Source organism: Phormidium sp. FACHB-592, assembly GCF_014695795.1.
Taxonomy (GTDB): Bacteria; Cyanobacteriota; Cyanobacteriia; order Leptolyngbyales; family Leptolyngbyaceae; genus Stenomitos.
On sequence record NZ_JACJOZ010000092.1, the window covers coordinates 1 to 16,162 of the forward strand.

General features: G+C 51.1%; 20 protein-coding genes. 13 read left to right on the plus strand and 7 right to left on the minus strand.

What is annotated here, in order from left to right; genetic code table 11:
- Window positions 1-249 precede the first annotated feature (249 nt).
- Both H6F86_RS25535 and H6F86_RS25540 read right to left on the minus strand, forming a co-directional pair.
- Window positions 250-549, minus strand: coding sequence for a helix-turn-helix domain-containing protein (locus H6F86_RS25535; RefSeq protein ID WP_190452619.1), 300 nt, complete (start codon window positions 547-549; stop codon window positions 250-252).
- Between the two features lie 128 nt (window positions 550-677).
- Entirely contained in the window at window positions 678-1,595 is a 918-nt protein-coding gene (locus H6F86_RS25540; protein ID WP_190452621.1) for an AraC family transcriptional regulator, read from the minus strand.
- 268 nt (window positions 1,596-1,863) lie between these two features.
- Here H6F86_RS25540 and H6F86_RS25545 point away from each other — a divergent pair, with 268 nt between their 5' ends.
- From H6F86_RS25545 to H6F86_RS25570, 7 genes are all read left to right on the plus strand, one after another.
- Window positions 1,864-2,742 carry an NmrA family NAD(P)-binding protein gene (locus H6F86_RS25545; RefSeq protein WP_190452622.1) on the plus strand — a complete coding sequence of 293 codons (879 nt, stop codon included), beginning with the start codon at window positions 1,864-1,866 and terminating at the stop codon, window positions 2,740-2,742.
- A gap of 128 nt (window positions 2,743-2,870) precedes the next feature.
- The gene (locus H6F86_RS25550; RefSeq protein WP_190452623.1) at window positions 2,871-3,416 is read left to right on the plus strand and encodes a nuclear transport factor 2 family protein; all 546 of its coding nucleotides are present in this window, start codon (window positions 2,871-2,873) and stop codon (window positions 3,414-3,416) included.
- A gap of 91 nt (window positions 3,417-3,507) precedes the next feature.
- Window positions 3,508-3,768, plus strand: a complete 261-nt coding sequence (locus H6F86_RS31760; protein ID WP_199305511.1) for an alcohol dehydrogenase catalytic domain-containing protein — start codon at window positions 3,508-3,510, stop codon at window positions 3,766-3,768.
- Between the two features lie 9 nt (window positions 3,769-3,777).
- Window positions 3,778-4,437 (plus strand): NADP-dependent oxidoreductase, encoded by a 660-nt coding sequence (locus tag H6F86_RS25555; RefSeq protein ID WP_199305512.1) that lies wholly within the window; start codon window positions 3,778-3,780, stop codon window positions 4,435-4,437.
- Window positions 4,438-4,567: 130 nt separating this feature from the next.
- Window positions 4,568-5,332 carry an SDR family oxidoreductase gene (locus H6F86_RS25560; protein ID WP_190452624.1) on the plus strand — a complete coding sequence of 255 codons (765 nt, stop codon included), beginning with the start codon at window positions 4,568-4,570 and terminating at the stop codon, window positions 5,330-5,332.
- 33 nt (window positions 5,333-5,365) lie between these two features.
- Window positions 5,366-6,100 carry an SDR family oxidoreductase gene (locus H6F86_RS25565; RefSeq protein ID WP_190452625.1) on the plus strand — a complete coding sequence of 245 codons (735 nt, stop codon included), beginning with the start codon at window positions 5,366-5,368 and terminating at the stop codon, window positions 6,098-6,100.
- 139 nt (window positions 6,101-6,239) lie between these two features.
- Window positions 6,240-6,998, plus strand: a complete 759-nt coding sequence (locus H6F86_RS25570; RefSeq protein WP_190452626.1) for an SDR family oxidoreductase — start codon at window positions 6,240-6,242, stop codon at window positions 6,996-6,998.
- 27 nt (window positions 6,999-7,025) lie between these two features.
- On the opposite strand, the gene H6F86_RS25575 is transcribed toward H6F86_RS25570, so the two are convergent.
- From H6F86_RS25575 to H6F86_RS25590, 4 genes are read right to left on the minus strand one after another with little or no spacing between them, the layout of a single operon-like run.
- The gene (locus H6F86_RS25575; protein WP_190452627.1) at window positions 7,026-8,063 is read right to left on the minus strand and encodes a kelch repeat-containing protein; all 1,038 of its coding nucleotides are present in this window, start codon (window positions 8,061-8,063) and stop codon (window positions 7,026-7,028) included.
- Window positions 8,064-8,121: 58 nt separating this feature from the next.
- On the minus strand, window positions 8,122-9,354 hold the full coding sequence (locus H6F86_RS25580) for a DUF3500 domain-containing protein (protein ID WP_190452628.1): 1,233 nt from the start codon (window positions 9,352-9,354) through the stop codon (window positions 8,122-8,124).
- Between the two features lie 2 nt (window positions 9,355-9,356).
- Window positions 9,357-9,503: a hypothetical protein gene (locus H6F86_RS25585; protein WP_190452630.1), complete on the minus strand. Its 147-nt coding sequence runs from the start codon at window positions 9,501-9,503 to the stop codon at window positions 9,357-9,359.
- A 15-nt stretch (window positions 9,504-9,518) separates the two neighbouring features.
- Window positions 9,519-9,977, minus strand: a complete 459-nt coding sequence (locus H6F86_RS25590; RefSeq protein ID WP_190452632.1) for an ester cyclase — start codon at window positions 9,975-9,977, stop codon at window positions 9,519-9,521.
- Window positions 9,978-10,094: 117 nt separating this feature from the next.
- On the opposite strand from H6F86_RS25590, the gene H6F86_RS25595 reads away from it, so the two are divergent.
- The gene (locus tag H6F86_RS25595) at window positions 10,095-11,015 is read left to right on the plus strand and encodes a LysR family transcriptional regulator (RefSeq protein WP_190452633.1); all 921 of its coding nucleotides are present in this window, start codon (window positions 10,095-10,097) and stop codon (window positions 11,013-11,015) included.
- A 549-nt stretch (window positions 11,016-11,564) separates the two neighbouring features.
- Here H6F86_RS25595 and H6F86_RS31970 read toward each other — a convergent pair.
- Window positions 11,565-11,762, minus strand: coding sequence for a hypothetical protein (locus tag H6F86_RS31970; protein ID WP_206756101.1), 198 nt, complete (start codon window positions 11,760-11,762; stop codon window positions 11,565-11,567).
- Between the two features lie 569 nt (window positions 11,763-12,331).
- On the opposite strand from H6F86_RS31970, the gene H6F86_RS25600 reads away from it, so the two are divergent.
- From H6F86_RS25600 to H6F86_RS25620, 5 genes are all read left to right on the plus strand, one after another.
- Window positions 12,332-12,817, plus strand: a complete 486-nt coding sequence (locus H6F86_RS25600) for an SRPBCC family protein (protein ID WP_190452634.1) — start codon at window positions 12,332-12,334, stop codon at window positions 12,815-12,817.
- A 153-nt stretch (window positions 12,818-12,970) separates the two neighbouring features.
- Window positions 12,971-14,149, plus strand: a complete 1,179-nt coding sequence (locus H6F86_RS25605; protein ID WP_190452635.1) for a zinc-dependent alcohol dehydrogenase — start codon at window positions 12,971-12,973, stop codon at window positions 14,147-14,149.
- A 313-nt stretch (window positions 14,150-14,462) separates the two neighbouring features.
- Window positions 14,463-14,612 (plus strand): hypothetical protein, encoded by a 150-nt coding sequence (locus H6F86_RS31765; RefSeq protein WP_199305513.1) that lies wholly within the window; start codon window positions 14,463-14,465, stop codon window positions 14,610-14,612.
- A gap of 455 nt (window positions 14,613-15,067) precedes the next feature.
- A complete protein-coding gene (locus H6F86_RS25615; protein WP_190452636.1) occupies window positions 15,068-15,916 on the plus strand; it encodes a hypothetical protein in 849 nt (282 codons plus the stop codon).
- Window positions 15,906-16,162 (plus strand): hypothetical protein (locus H6F86_RS25620; RefSeq protein WP_206756102.1); only part of this gene is annotated, 257 nt, incomplete at its 3' end. The genes H6F86_RS25615 and H6F86_RS25620, both read left to right, overlap by 11 nt.

The following is a 16,162-nucleotide window of genomic DNA, read 5'->3' on the forward strand; positions in this document are numbered from 1 at the left end:
GCTAGGGGTATTCTACCCAAGCGACTACCCATTTCTTTGGGTAGAACAGTGCTGCCACCCACAACGAACCAGACGTTTTCAGGGTGTTTCAGCAACTAACCTTAACGACAGAACAGGTTGTTAGACCCTCACTGTGGAGTGATCGCTGTCCAAGGCAGTCCCTTCAAAATTGGTGGCACTGTTTTGCCGTGGTGCCTGGTGCTAGCGCTCGCCACCCCGTGGCAGCACTACCGAGCACTGACAGCTCCGTCAACGCTCACTCCCTACGGCTGCAAAGGCCTCGTGAACGACCCCATGACACTCACAGGCAAAGTCTTCTAAGCCCGTCCGATCCACCAGCGTCATGCAGCCACGGTGGTAACGCAGCAGTCCCGCATGATCGAGGGCACCCGCGGCAATGGTCACACCCGCACGCCGCACACCCAGCATTTTACTGATGAACTCATGCGTGAGGAGAAACGTGTCTGCTCCCACACTATCACTGACTAACAAGAGCCAACGGGCCAGACGCTCTTCGCTCGGCACGATGCCCATTACGTTCCTGCTCATCGGGCGCAGAAAACCCTTGCATCGCAGTAATAATTTAGATTCGTTCCGGTGCAACAGGCTTGTTGGACGGTGATCGCGTTCAATGTGAGTAGAATCTGCTTAATTTTGAACAATCATCGGGCTGTCGCTTAGGCTGTACGTAAACGTTCAATATCTCTTATGGGCGGAGCACCGAACATCCGAGCATATTCCCGGCTGAACTGCGAGGGACTTTCATAGCCCACTTGATCAGCAGCAGCGATCGCATCACAACTTTCAGTGAGCATGAGGCGACGTGCTTCCATCAGTCTCAACTGTTTTTGGTATTGCAGCGGACTCATCGAAGTAACTGCCTTAAAGTGGCGGTGGAACGACGAAGCAGACATATGCGCTTGCTCTGCCAGTGCCTCAATCCGTAGCGGCTTGGCGAAATCTGCCTTGAGCCGTTTAAGCACTTCAGCAATGCGCTGCATATTGCTGCCAGCAGTAGCAATCTGACGCACTGCTTCGCCTTGCTCACCCATCAGAAGACGGTAATAGATTTCGCGGATGATCATCGGTGCTAGGAACGGAATGTCTTGCGGTGTCTCTAACAGCTTTGCTAGCCGAATCGCACAATCTATTAGCGATGGCTCGGCATCACTGACAAACCAGCCTCTGACTGATTCTTTCTGAACGATTTCTAGGTTCGTTTGAGCAATGATGTCACAGAGTTGAATGGGGTCTAAATTCAACTTAAAGCCCAGGAAGGGCTGCTTGAGTGATGCCTCTATCACACAGCCACTCACCGGCAAATCCACCGACAAAACCAGATACTGAGCGACACCATACCGAAAGGTTTCCTCGTTCAGCAGCACTTCTTTTTTGCCCTGAACCACAATCGCAAGCAGCGGTTCGCTGACCCCCTGTGTGACTGTGAAAGCATCCGATTCTCGCATGAACTCTAAGGGAGTGATCGGGGTTGCATGAGCGCCGTTTCCCTTACCATCAATGTGTCGATCGACTAACACCGCTAGTTCTGCACATTTATTGATCGCGCGCTCCTGGTGCCGTGTCTCGATCATCATGCTGTTCTAACTTAAACTCTGCTTCTGCACTCATTATAGAAAGAATTTCTCTTGCCAATCCGTGGTTTAGGAGGATTAGGCAATCATTTGCCAGCTTTATGTATTTGTGCGAAAGCGCTTTAAACCTAGGATGAATTCATCACTTGAGAGCAGACTGACAATTAAACGTTAAACCATTGGATTCGTCAAAAGTAGAAACTGCCGCTGAACTGTGCCGTTAGGTCGCTTCGGTTATCAAAGTTGGTTTCGACACTTTAGGAGGAAATTTATGTTTGTCGTGTTTGGCGCGACCGGACAAACGGGTTCTGTGGTTGCCGATATATTGCTTGAAAAACTTCCGGTGCGCGTCGTGTTGCGATCAGACAAAAATGCTGACGCTTGGCGGGCAAAAGGCGCGGACGTTGCGTTCGCTGATGTCACTGACGCGATCTCGATGACTAAAGCGTTGAACGGCGCGATCGCCGTTTATGCGATGAATCCGCCTGCTTATCATGCTGCTGATATGTTCACCGTAGCCAAAAACATCGGCGCAGCATATGTTGAAGCGATCATGAGATCAGGGGTGCAAAAAGTTGTTTTACTCTCTTCGGTCGGCTCGCAGCACGCTACTGGCACGGGTAATATTCTGACAACTTACTTTTTGGAAAACATCTTCGGCGATTTGGCGATTCCCGTCGTGTTTCTGCGGGCGGCGGGCTTTATGGAAAACTGGAACAGCGTGGCGGCGATTGCCGCCAAAAAAGGCATTTTGCCGAGTTTTTACAGTCCGCTAGACCGTAAACTCCCGATGGTTTCTGCCGCCGACATCGGACGTGCTGCCGCCGAAGCGTTGACCGAAAATTGGACGGGCAAACGCATTATCGAACTGCACGGCGCGTTAGATTATTCGCCCAATAATGTCGCCGCCGCTTTCGCTGCCGCGCTCAAGCGCAACGTGCAAGCCGTTGCCCTTTCCGAAAGCGAGTGGCAGGCGACAATTGCTGGTTTCGGTTTCTCGCCTGCATTCTCCAATAGTTACAGCGAGATGATGCGCGGCTTCAATTCCGGTCATATCGTTTTTGAAAACAACGGCACTGAAACTCGTAAAGGACAAACCACGATCGAAGCTTTCGCTGCCAACACTGTAAAAGCGCAAAACCTGATTTAGAATTTCGCGCCCAAAGACGCAACGAAGAATGTTTTATCAAAGCGACACCGAACAATTCAACCGAACCGTTCAATGGGCGTGAGAGCGAAACAGCTACTTTGTTAGGGAAACTTCAGGAGGTTAAAAAGATGCATCGTTTGAGTCAGGTTTTAATTGGTACGGGGTTAATTGGGCTGCTGGCAGTTCCGGGGATGACGAAAACGCCGACTCAAGCAGAAATGTCTCAGGTCATGCAGTCCAGTCCAACAGGCGCACAAAATACTGAGACGATCGAACAGCGCAACAAGGACATCGTCCAGCAGTATTTCGACAACTGGCGAAACAAGCGTGGCAGCTTCTTCGACCTGCTCGCACCGGATGCAACCTGGACGATTACGGGCACTGGTGCAACTGCGGGCACTTATCGCAAGCAAGCGTTTCTCGATCAGGTCGTTAACCCAACCAGTGCGCGACTATCAGCCCCGATCGTGCCAACTGTACGCGGTATCTGGGCGGATGGCGATATGGTCATCGCTTTGTGGGAGGGAGCGGCGACCGCCAAAGACGGCAGACCTTATCGGAACACCTACACCTGGTATTTCCGAATGCAGGACGGCAAAGCGATTGAAGCAATCGCCTTTCTGGACATGCAAAAGTTCAACAACTTGTGGACCAGAGTTTCACCGAGGAATTAGTGCTAGTCGCAATGTCGTTGAGCTAGAGCGACTTTCACTGAGAGAAGAGCAATCACTTGCTTAGAAGCTCCACTTGAACATAGGAGAAAAAATGAAAGCAGTCGTGATTCACGCATACGGCAATGAGAGCGTTTTGCATTACACCGATGTCGAACGTCCAGCAGCGAAAGTAGATGAGGTTTTGGTGAAAGTTCACGCCGCGGCAGTCAATCCAGCGGACTGGAAAATTCGCGATGGGATGGGCGAACAGTTAGGCTTCAAACTGCCGCTCATTCTGGGCGGCGACATCACCGGAACCGTCGAAGCGGTTGGCGGTGGCGTTGAAAACTTCAAGCAAGGCGATGCCGTTTAGGGGATCACCGTGTCCAGCCTGTCTGGTGGCTACACTGAATACGCTGTCGCCAAACCGGATGCCATCGCGCCCAAACCGGACAGCCTCAATTTTGAAAATGCGGCATCGATTTCAATCGCTGCACTAATCGCGTGGCAGTCGATGTTTGATGTGGCAAATCTGAGCAGCGGACAAAGCATCCTGATCACCGGAGCGTCAGGCGGAGTTGGCTCGATGGCAGTTCAGCTTGCCAAAGCGAAAGGCGCGTTCGTGATCGGCACGGCTTCGGGTAAAAACGAACCATTTGTCCGTGCTTTAGGCGCGGATGAGTTCGTTGATTACACGGCGCAACCGTTTGAGGATGTCGTCAAAAACATGGATGTCGTTTTCGATACGATTGGCGGTGACACTTGCGAGCGAGCGTTCCAAACTCTGAAAAAAGGTGGCTTTCTGGTTTCGGCGGTGGAGCCTCAAGCCAAAGAGAAAGCTAAGGAGTTCGGTGTCCAAGGCTCATGGCTCTTCTGTCAGCCGAGCGCAAAGCAATTAGTCGAAATCAACTGTTTGATTGAAGCAGGCAAATTGAAAACACACGTCGAAACGGTTCTGTCGATCGCGGACGTGAAAAAGGCGCATCAACTTTCCCAAAGCGGACGCACGCGCGGCAAAATCGTTTTGCAAGTCAGGGCATAGATTTGAAGCGTAGTGACAATAATTGCACAACCTAACAGGTCATTGAAGCGATCGTGGTTCAGCGATCTTTTCATGCACGAGACTTCAGTGCAGATTTGTTGAATCACTTATCTCAACAAGGAGAATAACCATGACAAACAACACGAAGATCGCGTTGGTTACAGGCGCGAGCCGAGGACTGGGCAAAAATACTGCTTTGGCACTGGCTAAAAAAGGAGTCGATGTAATCGTGACGTATCGCAGCAGCGAGGCAGAAGCAAGTAGCGTTGTCTCTGAGGTTTCCGAACTAGGTGGTAAAGCGGCTGCCCTGCAACTGGACACGTCCAACGCGAAAACCTTTGATGATTTTGTGGCACAAGTCAAACAGACACTTCAAGACAACTGGCAGACCGAGCAGTTTGATTTTCTGGTGAACAATGCGGGTATTGGGATCAATAAGCCATTTGCCGAAACCACTGAGGATGATTTCGATCGCTTGATGAACATCCAATTCAAGGGCGTTTTCTTTCTCACCCAAAAGCTGTTGCCACTGCTCAAGGACGGCGGACGGATTGTGAATCTTTCGTCGGGTCTTGCTCGCTTTACGCTGCCGGGCTACTCAGCCTACGCCAGCATGAAAGGCGCGATCGAGGTGCTGACCCGATACATGGCAAAAGAACTGGGACACCGACAGATTGCCGTAAATGTCGTGGCTCCGGGCGCGATCGAAACTGATTTTGCCGGTGGCTCCGTGCGTGACAATCCAGAAATCAACAACTTCATCGCTTCGCAAACGGCTCTGGGTCGTGTGGGTCTTCCGGATGATATCGGCAGGGCGATCGCAGCATTGCTTTCCGAAGACAATCGCTGGGTGAATGCCCAGAGAATTGAAGTCTCTGGTGGTCAGTCGATTTAATTCCAATCCACCTCAACAGTCAGAAGAACCATCATGTTGAATGTAGAAAACAAAGTCATTGTCATCACCGGAGCCAGTAGCGGCATCGGCGAAGCTACCGCGAAGCTGCTTGCTCAGAACGGTGCAAAAGTTGTTTTGGGGGCACGGCGGACAGATAGGCTAGAAAAGCTGGTCGAGGAGATTCACGCATCCGGTGGCACAGCAGCATTCAAAGCGGTCGATGTTACCGATCGCGAAGATGTCAAAGTCTTCGTTCAGTTTGCGAAAGATAAATTTGGTCGCGTTGATGTCATCTTCAACAATGCAGGCGTGATGCCCCTATCGCCGCTGAATGCCCTGAAAGTCGAGGAATGGGACAACATGATTAATGTGAACATCCACGGCGTGTTGAATGGTATCGCGGCAGGTTTGCCAATCATGGAAGCGCAAGGTGGCGGACAGTTTATCAATACTGCGTCCATTGCTGCCCATTGGGTAGGTCCAACCGCCGCAGTCTATTGCGCGACCAAGTATGCGGTTTGGGCGATATCTGAAGGGCTACGGCAGGAGTCGCAAAACATTCGCGTGACCATCATATCTCCCGGTGTCGTTGAGACTGAACTTGGCTCTGATATTACGGATGATGCATCCAAAGGTTTTCTGCAAGAACTTCGCAAAACGGCGTTGACTTCAGAGGCGATCGCTAGAGCCGTTTTGTATGCTGTATCCCAGCCAGATGATGTCGATGTTAACGAAGTGATTGTCCGCCCGATCCGCCAAATGATGTAAGCATTGGACAATATCATGAAACCCTCCAGTCGTTCTGGCTGAACTGTAGGATGGGACACGGAGATAAACACAAGCGATTGCTACTAAAAACTGGAACGATCAAGATTTCACTCGCACCCACTTTAAAGCAAAGGTAAGCATGGTCACACTTGAAAACAAAGTTGCCTTAGTGACTGGAGCCACGTCAGGAATCGGTAAAGCGACGGCTCTGGCACTCGGAGCCGCAGGAGCAAAGGTCGTTTTTTCAGGCAGACGCGATCAAGAAGGAGAAGCAACCGCTGCGCTGATTCGCGATGCTGGCGCTGAGTGCTTATTTGTCCGGTCAGATGTATCCAGGGAAGATGATGTTAAAGCATTAATGCAGAAGACGATCGAGACTTATGGACGACTCGATTGTGCTTTCAACAACGCAGGAATTGAGTCATCCCCAAACCCTCTTCACAAACAATCCATTGAAGACTTTGATGAACTGATGGCAATCAATGTGCGAGGACTGTTTTTGTGCATGAAGTATGAGCTTGAGCAAATGCTGTCTCAAGGGTCTGGAGTAATTATCAACAACTCTTCAATCGGTGGTTTAATTGGTTTTCCAGGAGTGTCTCCTTACATCGCCAGTAAACATGCAGTGATGGGGCTGACGCGATCGACAGCGCTCGACTATGCCAAGCAGGGCATTCGGATTAATGCGATTAATCCTGGCTTGATTGCAACTGAGATGATGGAGCGCTTCGTTGATGGAACGGACAGCACGGCGGATAGTTTTGCGTCTATCGTGCCAATGGGACGCATGGGACAGGCAGAAGAAATCGCTCAAGCGGTCGTCTTTCTCTGCTCTGATGCTGCCAGCTATATGACGGGACAACCTTTGGTCATTAATGGCGGCTTCACAGCGAGCTGATTCAGAATAGCGTCTGCAAACGATGACTTAAGGCAGTACCAGCACCTCGTGAATTGTTGTCGCTGCATTGCCGCCTGTTTTGGTGCCGCCACCAAACACAAAGATGCGGTTGCCAATTGTTGATGCTCCTAATCCGTGTCGTGGGGTCGGCAAAGGCAACAAGGCTTCCCAAGCGTCGGTTGCCGGATCGTATACCCAACTTTCGGCGAAAACTTTTTGCTCTGGAACCCACTGTTCGCCGCCAAACACGTAAAGCTTACCGTTGAATGAGGTTGCAGCCAGACCCCCTCGGGCTTGAGGCAGCGGCGATCGTGTCTCCCAGCGATCGAGCTTTGGGTCGTACACCTCAAGCTTTGGCACGTTGACTTGCTGCGTCGTGCCATCGGCATTTTTGACAAACTTGCGACCTCCCACCACATAGATCTTGCTATCAATGACAGCCGATGCTGCACTGTTTCGCGCTGTGGGTGCATTGGCACGGGCTGACCAACGCCTCGTTGTGGGATCAAAGACTTCATTTCGCACACTATCAATGTGGTCATTGAACAGCCGAGCATCCTCAGTGGCTCGAATGCGCCCACCAATCAGGTATATCTTGTCATCAACCACTGCGGCTACGCCCTCGGCACGAGCCGTTGGCAGGTCAGTTCCTCTAGTCCAAGTATTAGAGGCAGGATTGTAGATGAACATTGTCGGCTGTGCGCGCCAGTCTGGAAACCCACCTGTGAAACCACCCATACCATAGAGCAAGCCCTTGGCTGCCGACAGCGTAATGTGATGACGTGCTTCAGGTAGCGGTCTCAAGACTGTCCATGTATCATTGACCGGATCATAAGACTCAAAATGTGCTGAGAACCCGGTGGCTGGGCTGAGTAAACCGCCAACTACATAAATTTTGTTGTTCAAAACTTCTGGATAAAGCTCTTGCCGAGCGACCGTTGCGGGTGCAGCTTCAGTCCAATAGGGCAACTGGCTTTGTGCTTGGCTGAGCACGGGCGAACCCAGCGCTATAAGCGAAAAACCCAAGAGCGGCAGTGAAATCAAATATCTAAACCTACGCAGCATGATACATACTCCATTACTCGACCATCTTCAAGTGAGAGATTGCACTGTACAAAATCGTTCAGTGTCTGTGCGGGTGCGGGTGCTGTTGGTAGTGCTGCCGGAGTAGATCTTTACCGTAGTCGTTGCCATTCGGCGTTCGCACCACACTGTGGATATGCTCGCGTGTAGGTTGACTACGTTCTAAATACCGCAGGGCGATCGGCGTCTGATGATCGAACTCGATCAAAATCACCGGGCTGTGGATGCGGTAATAGAAGACGCTGTTCGGTTCTGTCCCGCCGATCCAAGCGAACCGGGTCTCGTCTAGATGTTGCCGCACCTCGGACATCTTGACCGTCGCGTGACCGTCGCGCATGTTCCTCACATACTCACCAATCAAATCGAGCAATTGCTCCTTCTGCTTGGCCGTGAACTCCGCGGCGCGAATGCCAGCGTAGTCGAGAACGATGTTGTCACTGAACGCTTCACCTACGCTATTATTGCGGGTCTTGGAGGTCTCGATGATAGCCTTCTCGCGCTGCGCATCATTGAGCGCGTTGACTAGCGCCAGACCCTTGTTCTGTTCGTTTTGCAGCACGATTGTTCCTTTGTACTTGCCAGAGGTAGCTCTCACTGGCTCGGAACCCATGAAAGTGGGTGTCATCACCACCTGGTCACCCATCACGAAATAGTTGATGATCAGGTGGTGACCGTCGAGTTGCCAGCCCCATGGCTCCTTGTCCGAAGGCTCGCCCATTACCGTAAGCCAGTAGCGCCCCTCGCCGTACTCCTCGAAGTTATTGTTATTTAGCTCGCCCAGTGTGTGGTTGAGCCGCATGATGTCTTGCGACTGCCTCAAGCCTTTAGCGCTGAGCGAGGCGCGCAGCAGGTCGAAAGCTGTTCGGCGCTGTGCCTCAGTCATCTCATAGAAGCTTGTGCCCTGACGGATGTAGAAGTGCTGGTTCATCCACTTGCGCCATTCCGGGTCGTCAACCGCAAACACCGTTTTGGAGCGCTGCTTTGGGGTTAAAGTAGCGAGGAAAGCCGTGGCGGCACTGTGGACAGGCGCGGTGGAGACTCCGGTCGAGCGGATAGGGAACAAACCAGAGACAACTTCTCCATCTGTGGTGACTCCCTTAAACGGCTCGGCTAGCCCACGGGCTTCAGCCTCTTGCGACCTGCGCCGGAATTGCTCGGCGAGAGCACCCGATAGCTGCTGTGCATGGGATCTGACACCATCTGCCAAGACACTAGCGAGACTAACGACGACGCTGGTGCCTGCCATGATGCTCAAGAATTTACGACGTTTCATGATCATAATGACCTCTTCACATCAAGCGGATTGCGGATTGCTGCTTCCACCTGCACCAGGATTTCATCCGGTCTAATCTTGGGGACTGAGATTTCTTCGAGAATTGCGTCATCGACACTTTCGTATTGATAGATTCGGACTGCCTTCATTGTGCGTTTCCTTGCCTATCTGGGTCTTGAAGCCGGCGGCCATGCACCAATTTGATGCAGCATTCCAAACCAATCCTCCAAGTGCCAAGTGTGCGAAATGCGATCGTGATCGAAGTGATGAAACTCATGCAGCGCGATCGAGACTGGTTTTCCCGTCGGTTGCAAGCCAAAGATTTCCCCTTGATGGGTCCCGAGCATCCGCGCCCGCACACCAGCACGGTTTGGTTGTGCGATTACGTCGTCAATAATGATCTGCACATCCGGCAACGCAGTGAAGAACATTTGCATCAGCGGCTTCATGCCCTCAGGACCAGGAGCTTGACCGGGCGCAAGCGGAATGTCCTGCCAATCTGGGGTCACGGCTTCGTCGAGCAGGCTGGGGTTTTTATTGCTAAATGCTTGGTAAAACGTTTCCAGTGACCGCTTTTGCGCCACTGTCAAAGCTGAAGTCTGAATCGTCGCTGATGAATGCATGAAATCCTTGGTTGATGACAAACACGAATGCAACTATGTCGATCATGGCACGCTGTTTATGATGTGTCCAATGCATATCAAATATAGGTCTTATATCAATAATGGTATAGTAAAATTATGGCTCAACAGTTCCCTAACCTCTCCCGCATCGACCTGAACCAACTTCTGGCGTTACAAGCCCTTCTGGAGGAGAAACACATCACTCGTGCCGCCATCCGCATCTCGCTCAGTCAGCCCGCCATGAGTCGGGTGCTGGGTCGGTTGCGGGCGGCGATCGGTGATGATCTGCTCGTCCGTAGCGGCGTGGGGTACGAACGGACACCCCGTGGCGATCGCTTGCTGCAAGAATTAGAAGCTCTCCTGCCTCGCCTCAATGCGGCGATCGGCAGCAACGACTTCGATCCTGCTCTTTCGCAGCAATACTTCCGCGTCACGGGCACCGACTACGCAGCCGCCGTAATCGTCAGCGGTGCGGTACGACTTTGCCGCAAGCTTGCTCCTAGCGTTCGCGTCGAGGTCGTTGGCTGGACACCAGAGAGTTACCGTCACGTAGAAACGGGACGCTGTGACTTGGCGCTCGGTGTGGGCAGCGTCCCGACCCCGCCCAAGGGATTAAAGGTAGAAGTGCTGTACCAGGAGCACTTTGTCTGTCTCATCAGTGCAGACAACCCCTTCAAGAACGAGCGGTTTTCTTTGGACGAATACCTGCGTCGTCCCCATGCGATCGTCGCCACCGCCGAAGGGCAGCAAACGATGATCGATCGTCCGCTAGCTGATCTGGGAAAGGCAAGAGATATCGTGTTTCAGTCACCCTACTTCATGGCCACCGCGCTCAATATTGTGGATACCGACCTGATATTCACCGTCCCCATGCGGGTCGCACTCGAACTCTCCAAGTTGGCAAACCTTCGGCAAGTATTACCCCCTCAAGAGATTGGTGACTTTCCCTACACCATGATCTGGCATCCTCGGCTGGAGGGTGATGCTGGACAGGCATGGTTCCGTGACCAGATCCGGGCGACGGTGAGACGAGCGTGAAAAGGTTGTGGTGCAAAAACTGATGCGTCGTTAGGGAGTATTTTAGAGGTTTTCTGTCAGCCCTAAACACAAAATCTAATCAATCTCCTGAAGTCCGAAATCTCACAATGAGCGAGTGTAGCTCCAGGTTGTTCACGACTCCAGTTCAGGTTTGATGATCCAACCAACCCTCAAAAAACTGTGGCTTTGCATATTTTGCTTGTCTTTATTGACTGTCTTGACTGTGGGTTGCACGAGCAATCACTTCACCCACAGAGCAGACAACCAAGGCAGCCAAGTCAATGCATCGGTTGCAGTCTTTGACACTAATAGGGGTGTAATCAGGATGCGTGTAATTCAGTGCCACGAGCGCTTGAAACGCCTGTTTCTACGTGATCTCTTAGGAAGGATTCTTGATGGAAGAGTGGATTCTGGAAGTTCCAGTGGGTAAAGGTTTCAAAGGTTGGTGGCACTAAAAACATTTATCCTGATTACACCCCATATTGTGGCAATCGCTATGTGGCATCTCAACTAGGAAGAGGATAGTTAAACCACAGCTCATTGCTGCGCTCAACGGGGGAAGGTTGGGAAGCCGAAAAAGGCGATCGCTAGAGCGGCGACTGAAGGGGCATTCCTGTAAAAGTGAAACAGACAACAAATCTGTTTCATTGGTTGCGCCAAACTACGGCTCGATTGCATGTCAACATTGGTCAACATTGATGCCGCGATCACCAGACAGACAGGCGAGGGTGTAACAAACCGCTGCAAGCCTTAATGCAAGAGCCTTTTAACAGCAATCAACTTGCTAAAAAGCACCCTAAGACTTTATGTCTCAAAGTGGACTATATCTTTTCGAGGGTTTAGGCAAAGAACCCTAATGTTGTAAACGAAATGAGTATAGAACAAAACACAAAAAGGCTGTTCAGACGCTCCTCGTTCATCCGATCAGTCGGTGGATCAAATTAAAGACAAGATAGCTTCGCCCGAAATCCTTGCACCGCGTGAAAACTGTCTTCGGTTTAATTACGCCTACCTGCTTACAAACCGTTCATATCACCTTTGGCAGACGATATTCAGCTCTGGCACCTTAGGCTTAGGGCAGTCCAACAAAACGAAGGAAATCCCAGAATAGCCCTTTCAAATGTGGGTCGATTTTGGGTGAGTAAGCTTAAACAGTCAATAGATCAAGAGAAGTTGATTCAGTTGATTCGGATGGGATGTGCCCATGACGATTCAACGTTTTTACAAATAGCAGCCGAAGGGGAAAAGCCTGAAATTGAAGTCTTGCTGGCTGTTTGATGAACAGATAAAGCCCACTCACAAATGAGGACATTAAGATGACTCAACCGATCACAGTCGAAAGAACAGTAACCATTGAAAAATCCGCAGAAGACCTTTATTGCTTCTGGCACACCTTAGAAAACTTACCACACTTTACCAGGCATCTTAAAAGCGTGAAAGTCTATGACGATGGACGATCGCACTGGGTGACTAGCGCACCAATGGGCAACAGCGTTCAATGGGATGCCAGAATCACTGAAGATCGTCCGAATGAAGTGATTGCCTGGACTTCAGTGGAAGGGGCAGACATTGCGAACTCTGGTTCGGTTCACTTTCAACCTGCTCCTGGTGATCGGGGGACTGAAGTAAAAGTCATCACAACCTATGATGCACCTGCTGGAGTCGTTGGAGATGCGATTGCCAAGCTGTTTGGTGAAAACCCAAAACAGCAAATTGGAGACGATCTTGCCCGCTTCAAAATGCTGATGGAGACAGGTGAAATTGCCACTAATGAAGGTCAGCCATCAGGACGACGAAGCTAAGCAGAGTTCAATCAAATAAAAGATTTTGAGTGATGCAGTCACAGCCCGAAACGCTGCATCAACACCATATTTCAATCTTTCAATCAGCGTCATGGTTTACCGCTAACGCCATTTTCAATTCACAAAACAATTACTCAGAAAAAGGGAAAAACAATGAAAGCAGTTTGCTGGCAAGGTGCTAACAAAGTGGAAGTCGAAACGGTCCCCGATCCCAAAATTATTAATCCCGGCGATGCCGTGATCAGAATTACATCCACTGCAATTTGTGGTTCTGATTTACACCTCTACGATGGATTCATTCCGACGATGGAGCAGGGTGATATTCTGGGGCATGAATTCATGGGAGAAGTCGTTGAAGTCGGTAGTGAAGTGAAGCGAATTAAGGTTGGCGATCGGGTCGTCAATCCATTTCCTATCGCCTGTGGTCACTGCTTCTTCTGCAAACAAACGCTAACATCCCTATGTGATAACACCAACCCCAATGCCTTTATGGCAGAAGCCCTGATGGGATATTCGCCCTCAGGCATTTTTGGCTACTCCCATATGTTAGGGGGCTATGCAGGCGGTCAAGCAGAATATGCCCGCGTTCCTCATGCTGATGTCGGTCTATACAAAATTCCCAACGGGTTGACAGACGAACAAGTGCTGTTCCTTTCGGATATCTTTCCCACTGGCTATATGGCAGCGGAAAACTGTGATATCAAACCCGGTCATGTAGTTGCCATTTGGGGTTGTGGCCCGGTAGCCCAGTTTGCGATTCGGAGTGCGTTTTTACTGGGAGCAGAACGGGTGATTGCGATCGACCGTGTGCCTGAACGCCTCCAGATGGCAAAAGACGGCGGGGCAGAAGTTCTCGATTTTGAACAGGTTGATGTTGGCGAAGCCCTCAAAGAAATGACGGGCGGTCGTGGCCCTGATGCCGTGATGGATGCAGTGGGGATGGAAGCCCACGGTATGGGACTGGAGGGACTATACGACAAAGCGAAACAAGCAGTCCGTTTAGAAACCGATCGTCCCCCTGCTTTGCGGCAGGCGATCCTTGCCTGTCGTAAAGGTGGTACTGTGTCCGTTCCTGGTGTTTTTGGTGGTTTTGTAGACAAGATTCCCATGGGGGCTTTTATGAACAAAGCCTTGACTATGAAAACAGGACAGACCCACGTTCACAGGTATTTTGCCCCGCTACTGGAGCACATTCAGAAGGGCGATATTGATCCTTCGTTTGTGATTACCCACCGCTTACCGCTCGATCAAGCCCCGCATGGTTACGAGATCTTTAAGCACAAAAAGGATCACTGCATCAAGATCGTACTCAAGCCAGGACAGAGTACCTAAAATCCCAGCGAGGCAACCTTAGAACTACCAATGATTCAGCCAGTCCAGAGTCATTGGTAGTTCAATCGCTCCTATCTGAGCGGGTTGGAGGATTGCTGGACTGCCTATCCAGAAGCGATCGCCTGGCACCTCAGACGGCACTAGGCGAGCACTGAAGGAAGTGGCTCAAGCATTGGCTGTAGGACTCTTGGTGCAGTAGGAACTTTCTAGCGCCAACCCATCTTGCAGTGCCGCTGATCACTATGGTTTGCCCTCAGTCTAGTTGTCTACCTCCTTGGGAGATCATGATGCGAATCGCTTAAGTTGCTTCCCTGTGGGAACAAGTACCGCCGACTGTGTAGGAGGCATTGAGTTGGTGGTCAGTCTCCTGACTGAAGAACTCATTCGTCGGGGTCATGAAGTGACCCTGTTTGCATCGGGTGATTTGAGTAGTTCTGCCAAGTTAGAATCTGTTTACTCATAAGCCTTGAGGTTAGACCCTACCGTTAAGAAAGCAAGCGTTTACGAAACCCTCCAACTCATGCAAGTGTACGAACAGGGGTTCAGAGTGCAAAAAAGAACCCGATCGTTCTGACCGGGTTAGATGTATATCTGTTGGTTTCAAGGTGCCCATCGATAAGCATGGCTAACGATCGACTGGTGCTGCCAGTTCTGGACTAGCCTCAAACTGGCACAATTCTTGAAAGCACTATACAGCAGCAGTTTTGCTTTTTTAGCCACTTGCACGTCTGCTGCTTCTACAGCGGACCCCACTAAGCTTTCAAATGGACTCCCTGTCAACGAGTACCAAGCCACCAGTGCCACGTACGTCCTTACCCACCACCACGCTGCATGTGGAAATAGTGCTTGAAGTCTCTGGTACGACAGGCAACCGTTAACGGTGGGTCTGAGTGAGTTAAGCGATCGCAACCAACCCCTATGGACACACAACCGTTTCAAAACATTGCCGCAGACTTTACCCGTCCGTGGTCTGAACGACGCGGGTGCGAGACCATTGACCGCAATGCTACAGTGGTGCTGGTGAGAGCACCGTTAGACGCTCTCGTGCCGTTTCTGAGCGCCCAAGCAAGCGCCGTACAACAGGACGTTGTGGGCACACAAGTGGAGATCCAGGGCTCGTTTGTCTTCACGTACCAGCTTGAAGGACACGACTGGTCAATCCTGGTAGAGGGTTATGTTCCTGCGTTTGGCGCTCCACCTGTGCTGCAAGCCAGTCACCTAGCAGCACTGTCCCAGCACTTGCAACAACCACTGATCAAACTGCTGGTCGGTGACACGGGGGGTCGTATTGGCTATGACCTCTTTGAGCAGGGGGTACTGGTGGAGTACTTCAGAGGCACCGAAGGAAACGACACCAGTGACTCGCATGAGTACGGTGTGCAGCCCCAGCGCTATGCGATCACTTCACGCCCCAGTGCCGCAGCGCTTGAAAACCTCAACCACGTCATGCCAGGCATTGATCCTAACTCGCTAGTGTTGTCGCAAACAGCTTACTTCTGGTCAAGCCGTCGCCAAGTCACCGCCAAAACCATGGGCAATATTTGGCAGTTTCCTAATCAACTGTTGCGCGACTACGAGACCTATGACCCTGCCCTAGACGACCGCTATTTCTTGGGTGGCTACAACATACTCCAGCGAGGCGAGCGTTACCGTGTGCAGAACCCAGGTTGTGGCCTGAGACTTCCTCCTGATCAAATGGGACAGAGAGGAACTGTGACGGCTGTACCGCCGTTAGTGAGAGTGGATTACTTCTGTTTTGGGCACTGAGACAAGCAGCTACACAGGTAAGCTTGGTAGACTGTGGTTTATGACTGAAGCCGCTGTAGACATACTGGAAAGACTGCTACAACAAGTGCCAGCAGCAAGAGTCGCGGTTGTACATATTCTTCGTACAACAACACCGCTTGAACCGTCGCTGCTAAACCAGGCGGAGACCCAGGTGGTGTGGGCTGCTTTTCAGCGTCAGTATCGAGCGGTAGTTCAAGATCTGACCGCTGCTTGGGGTGTGCCGAG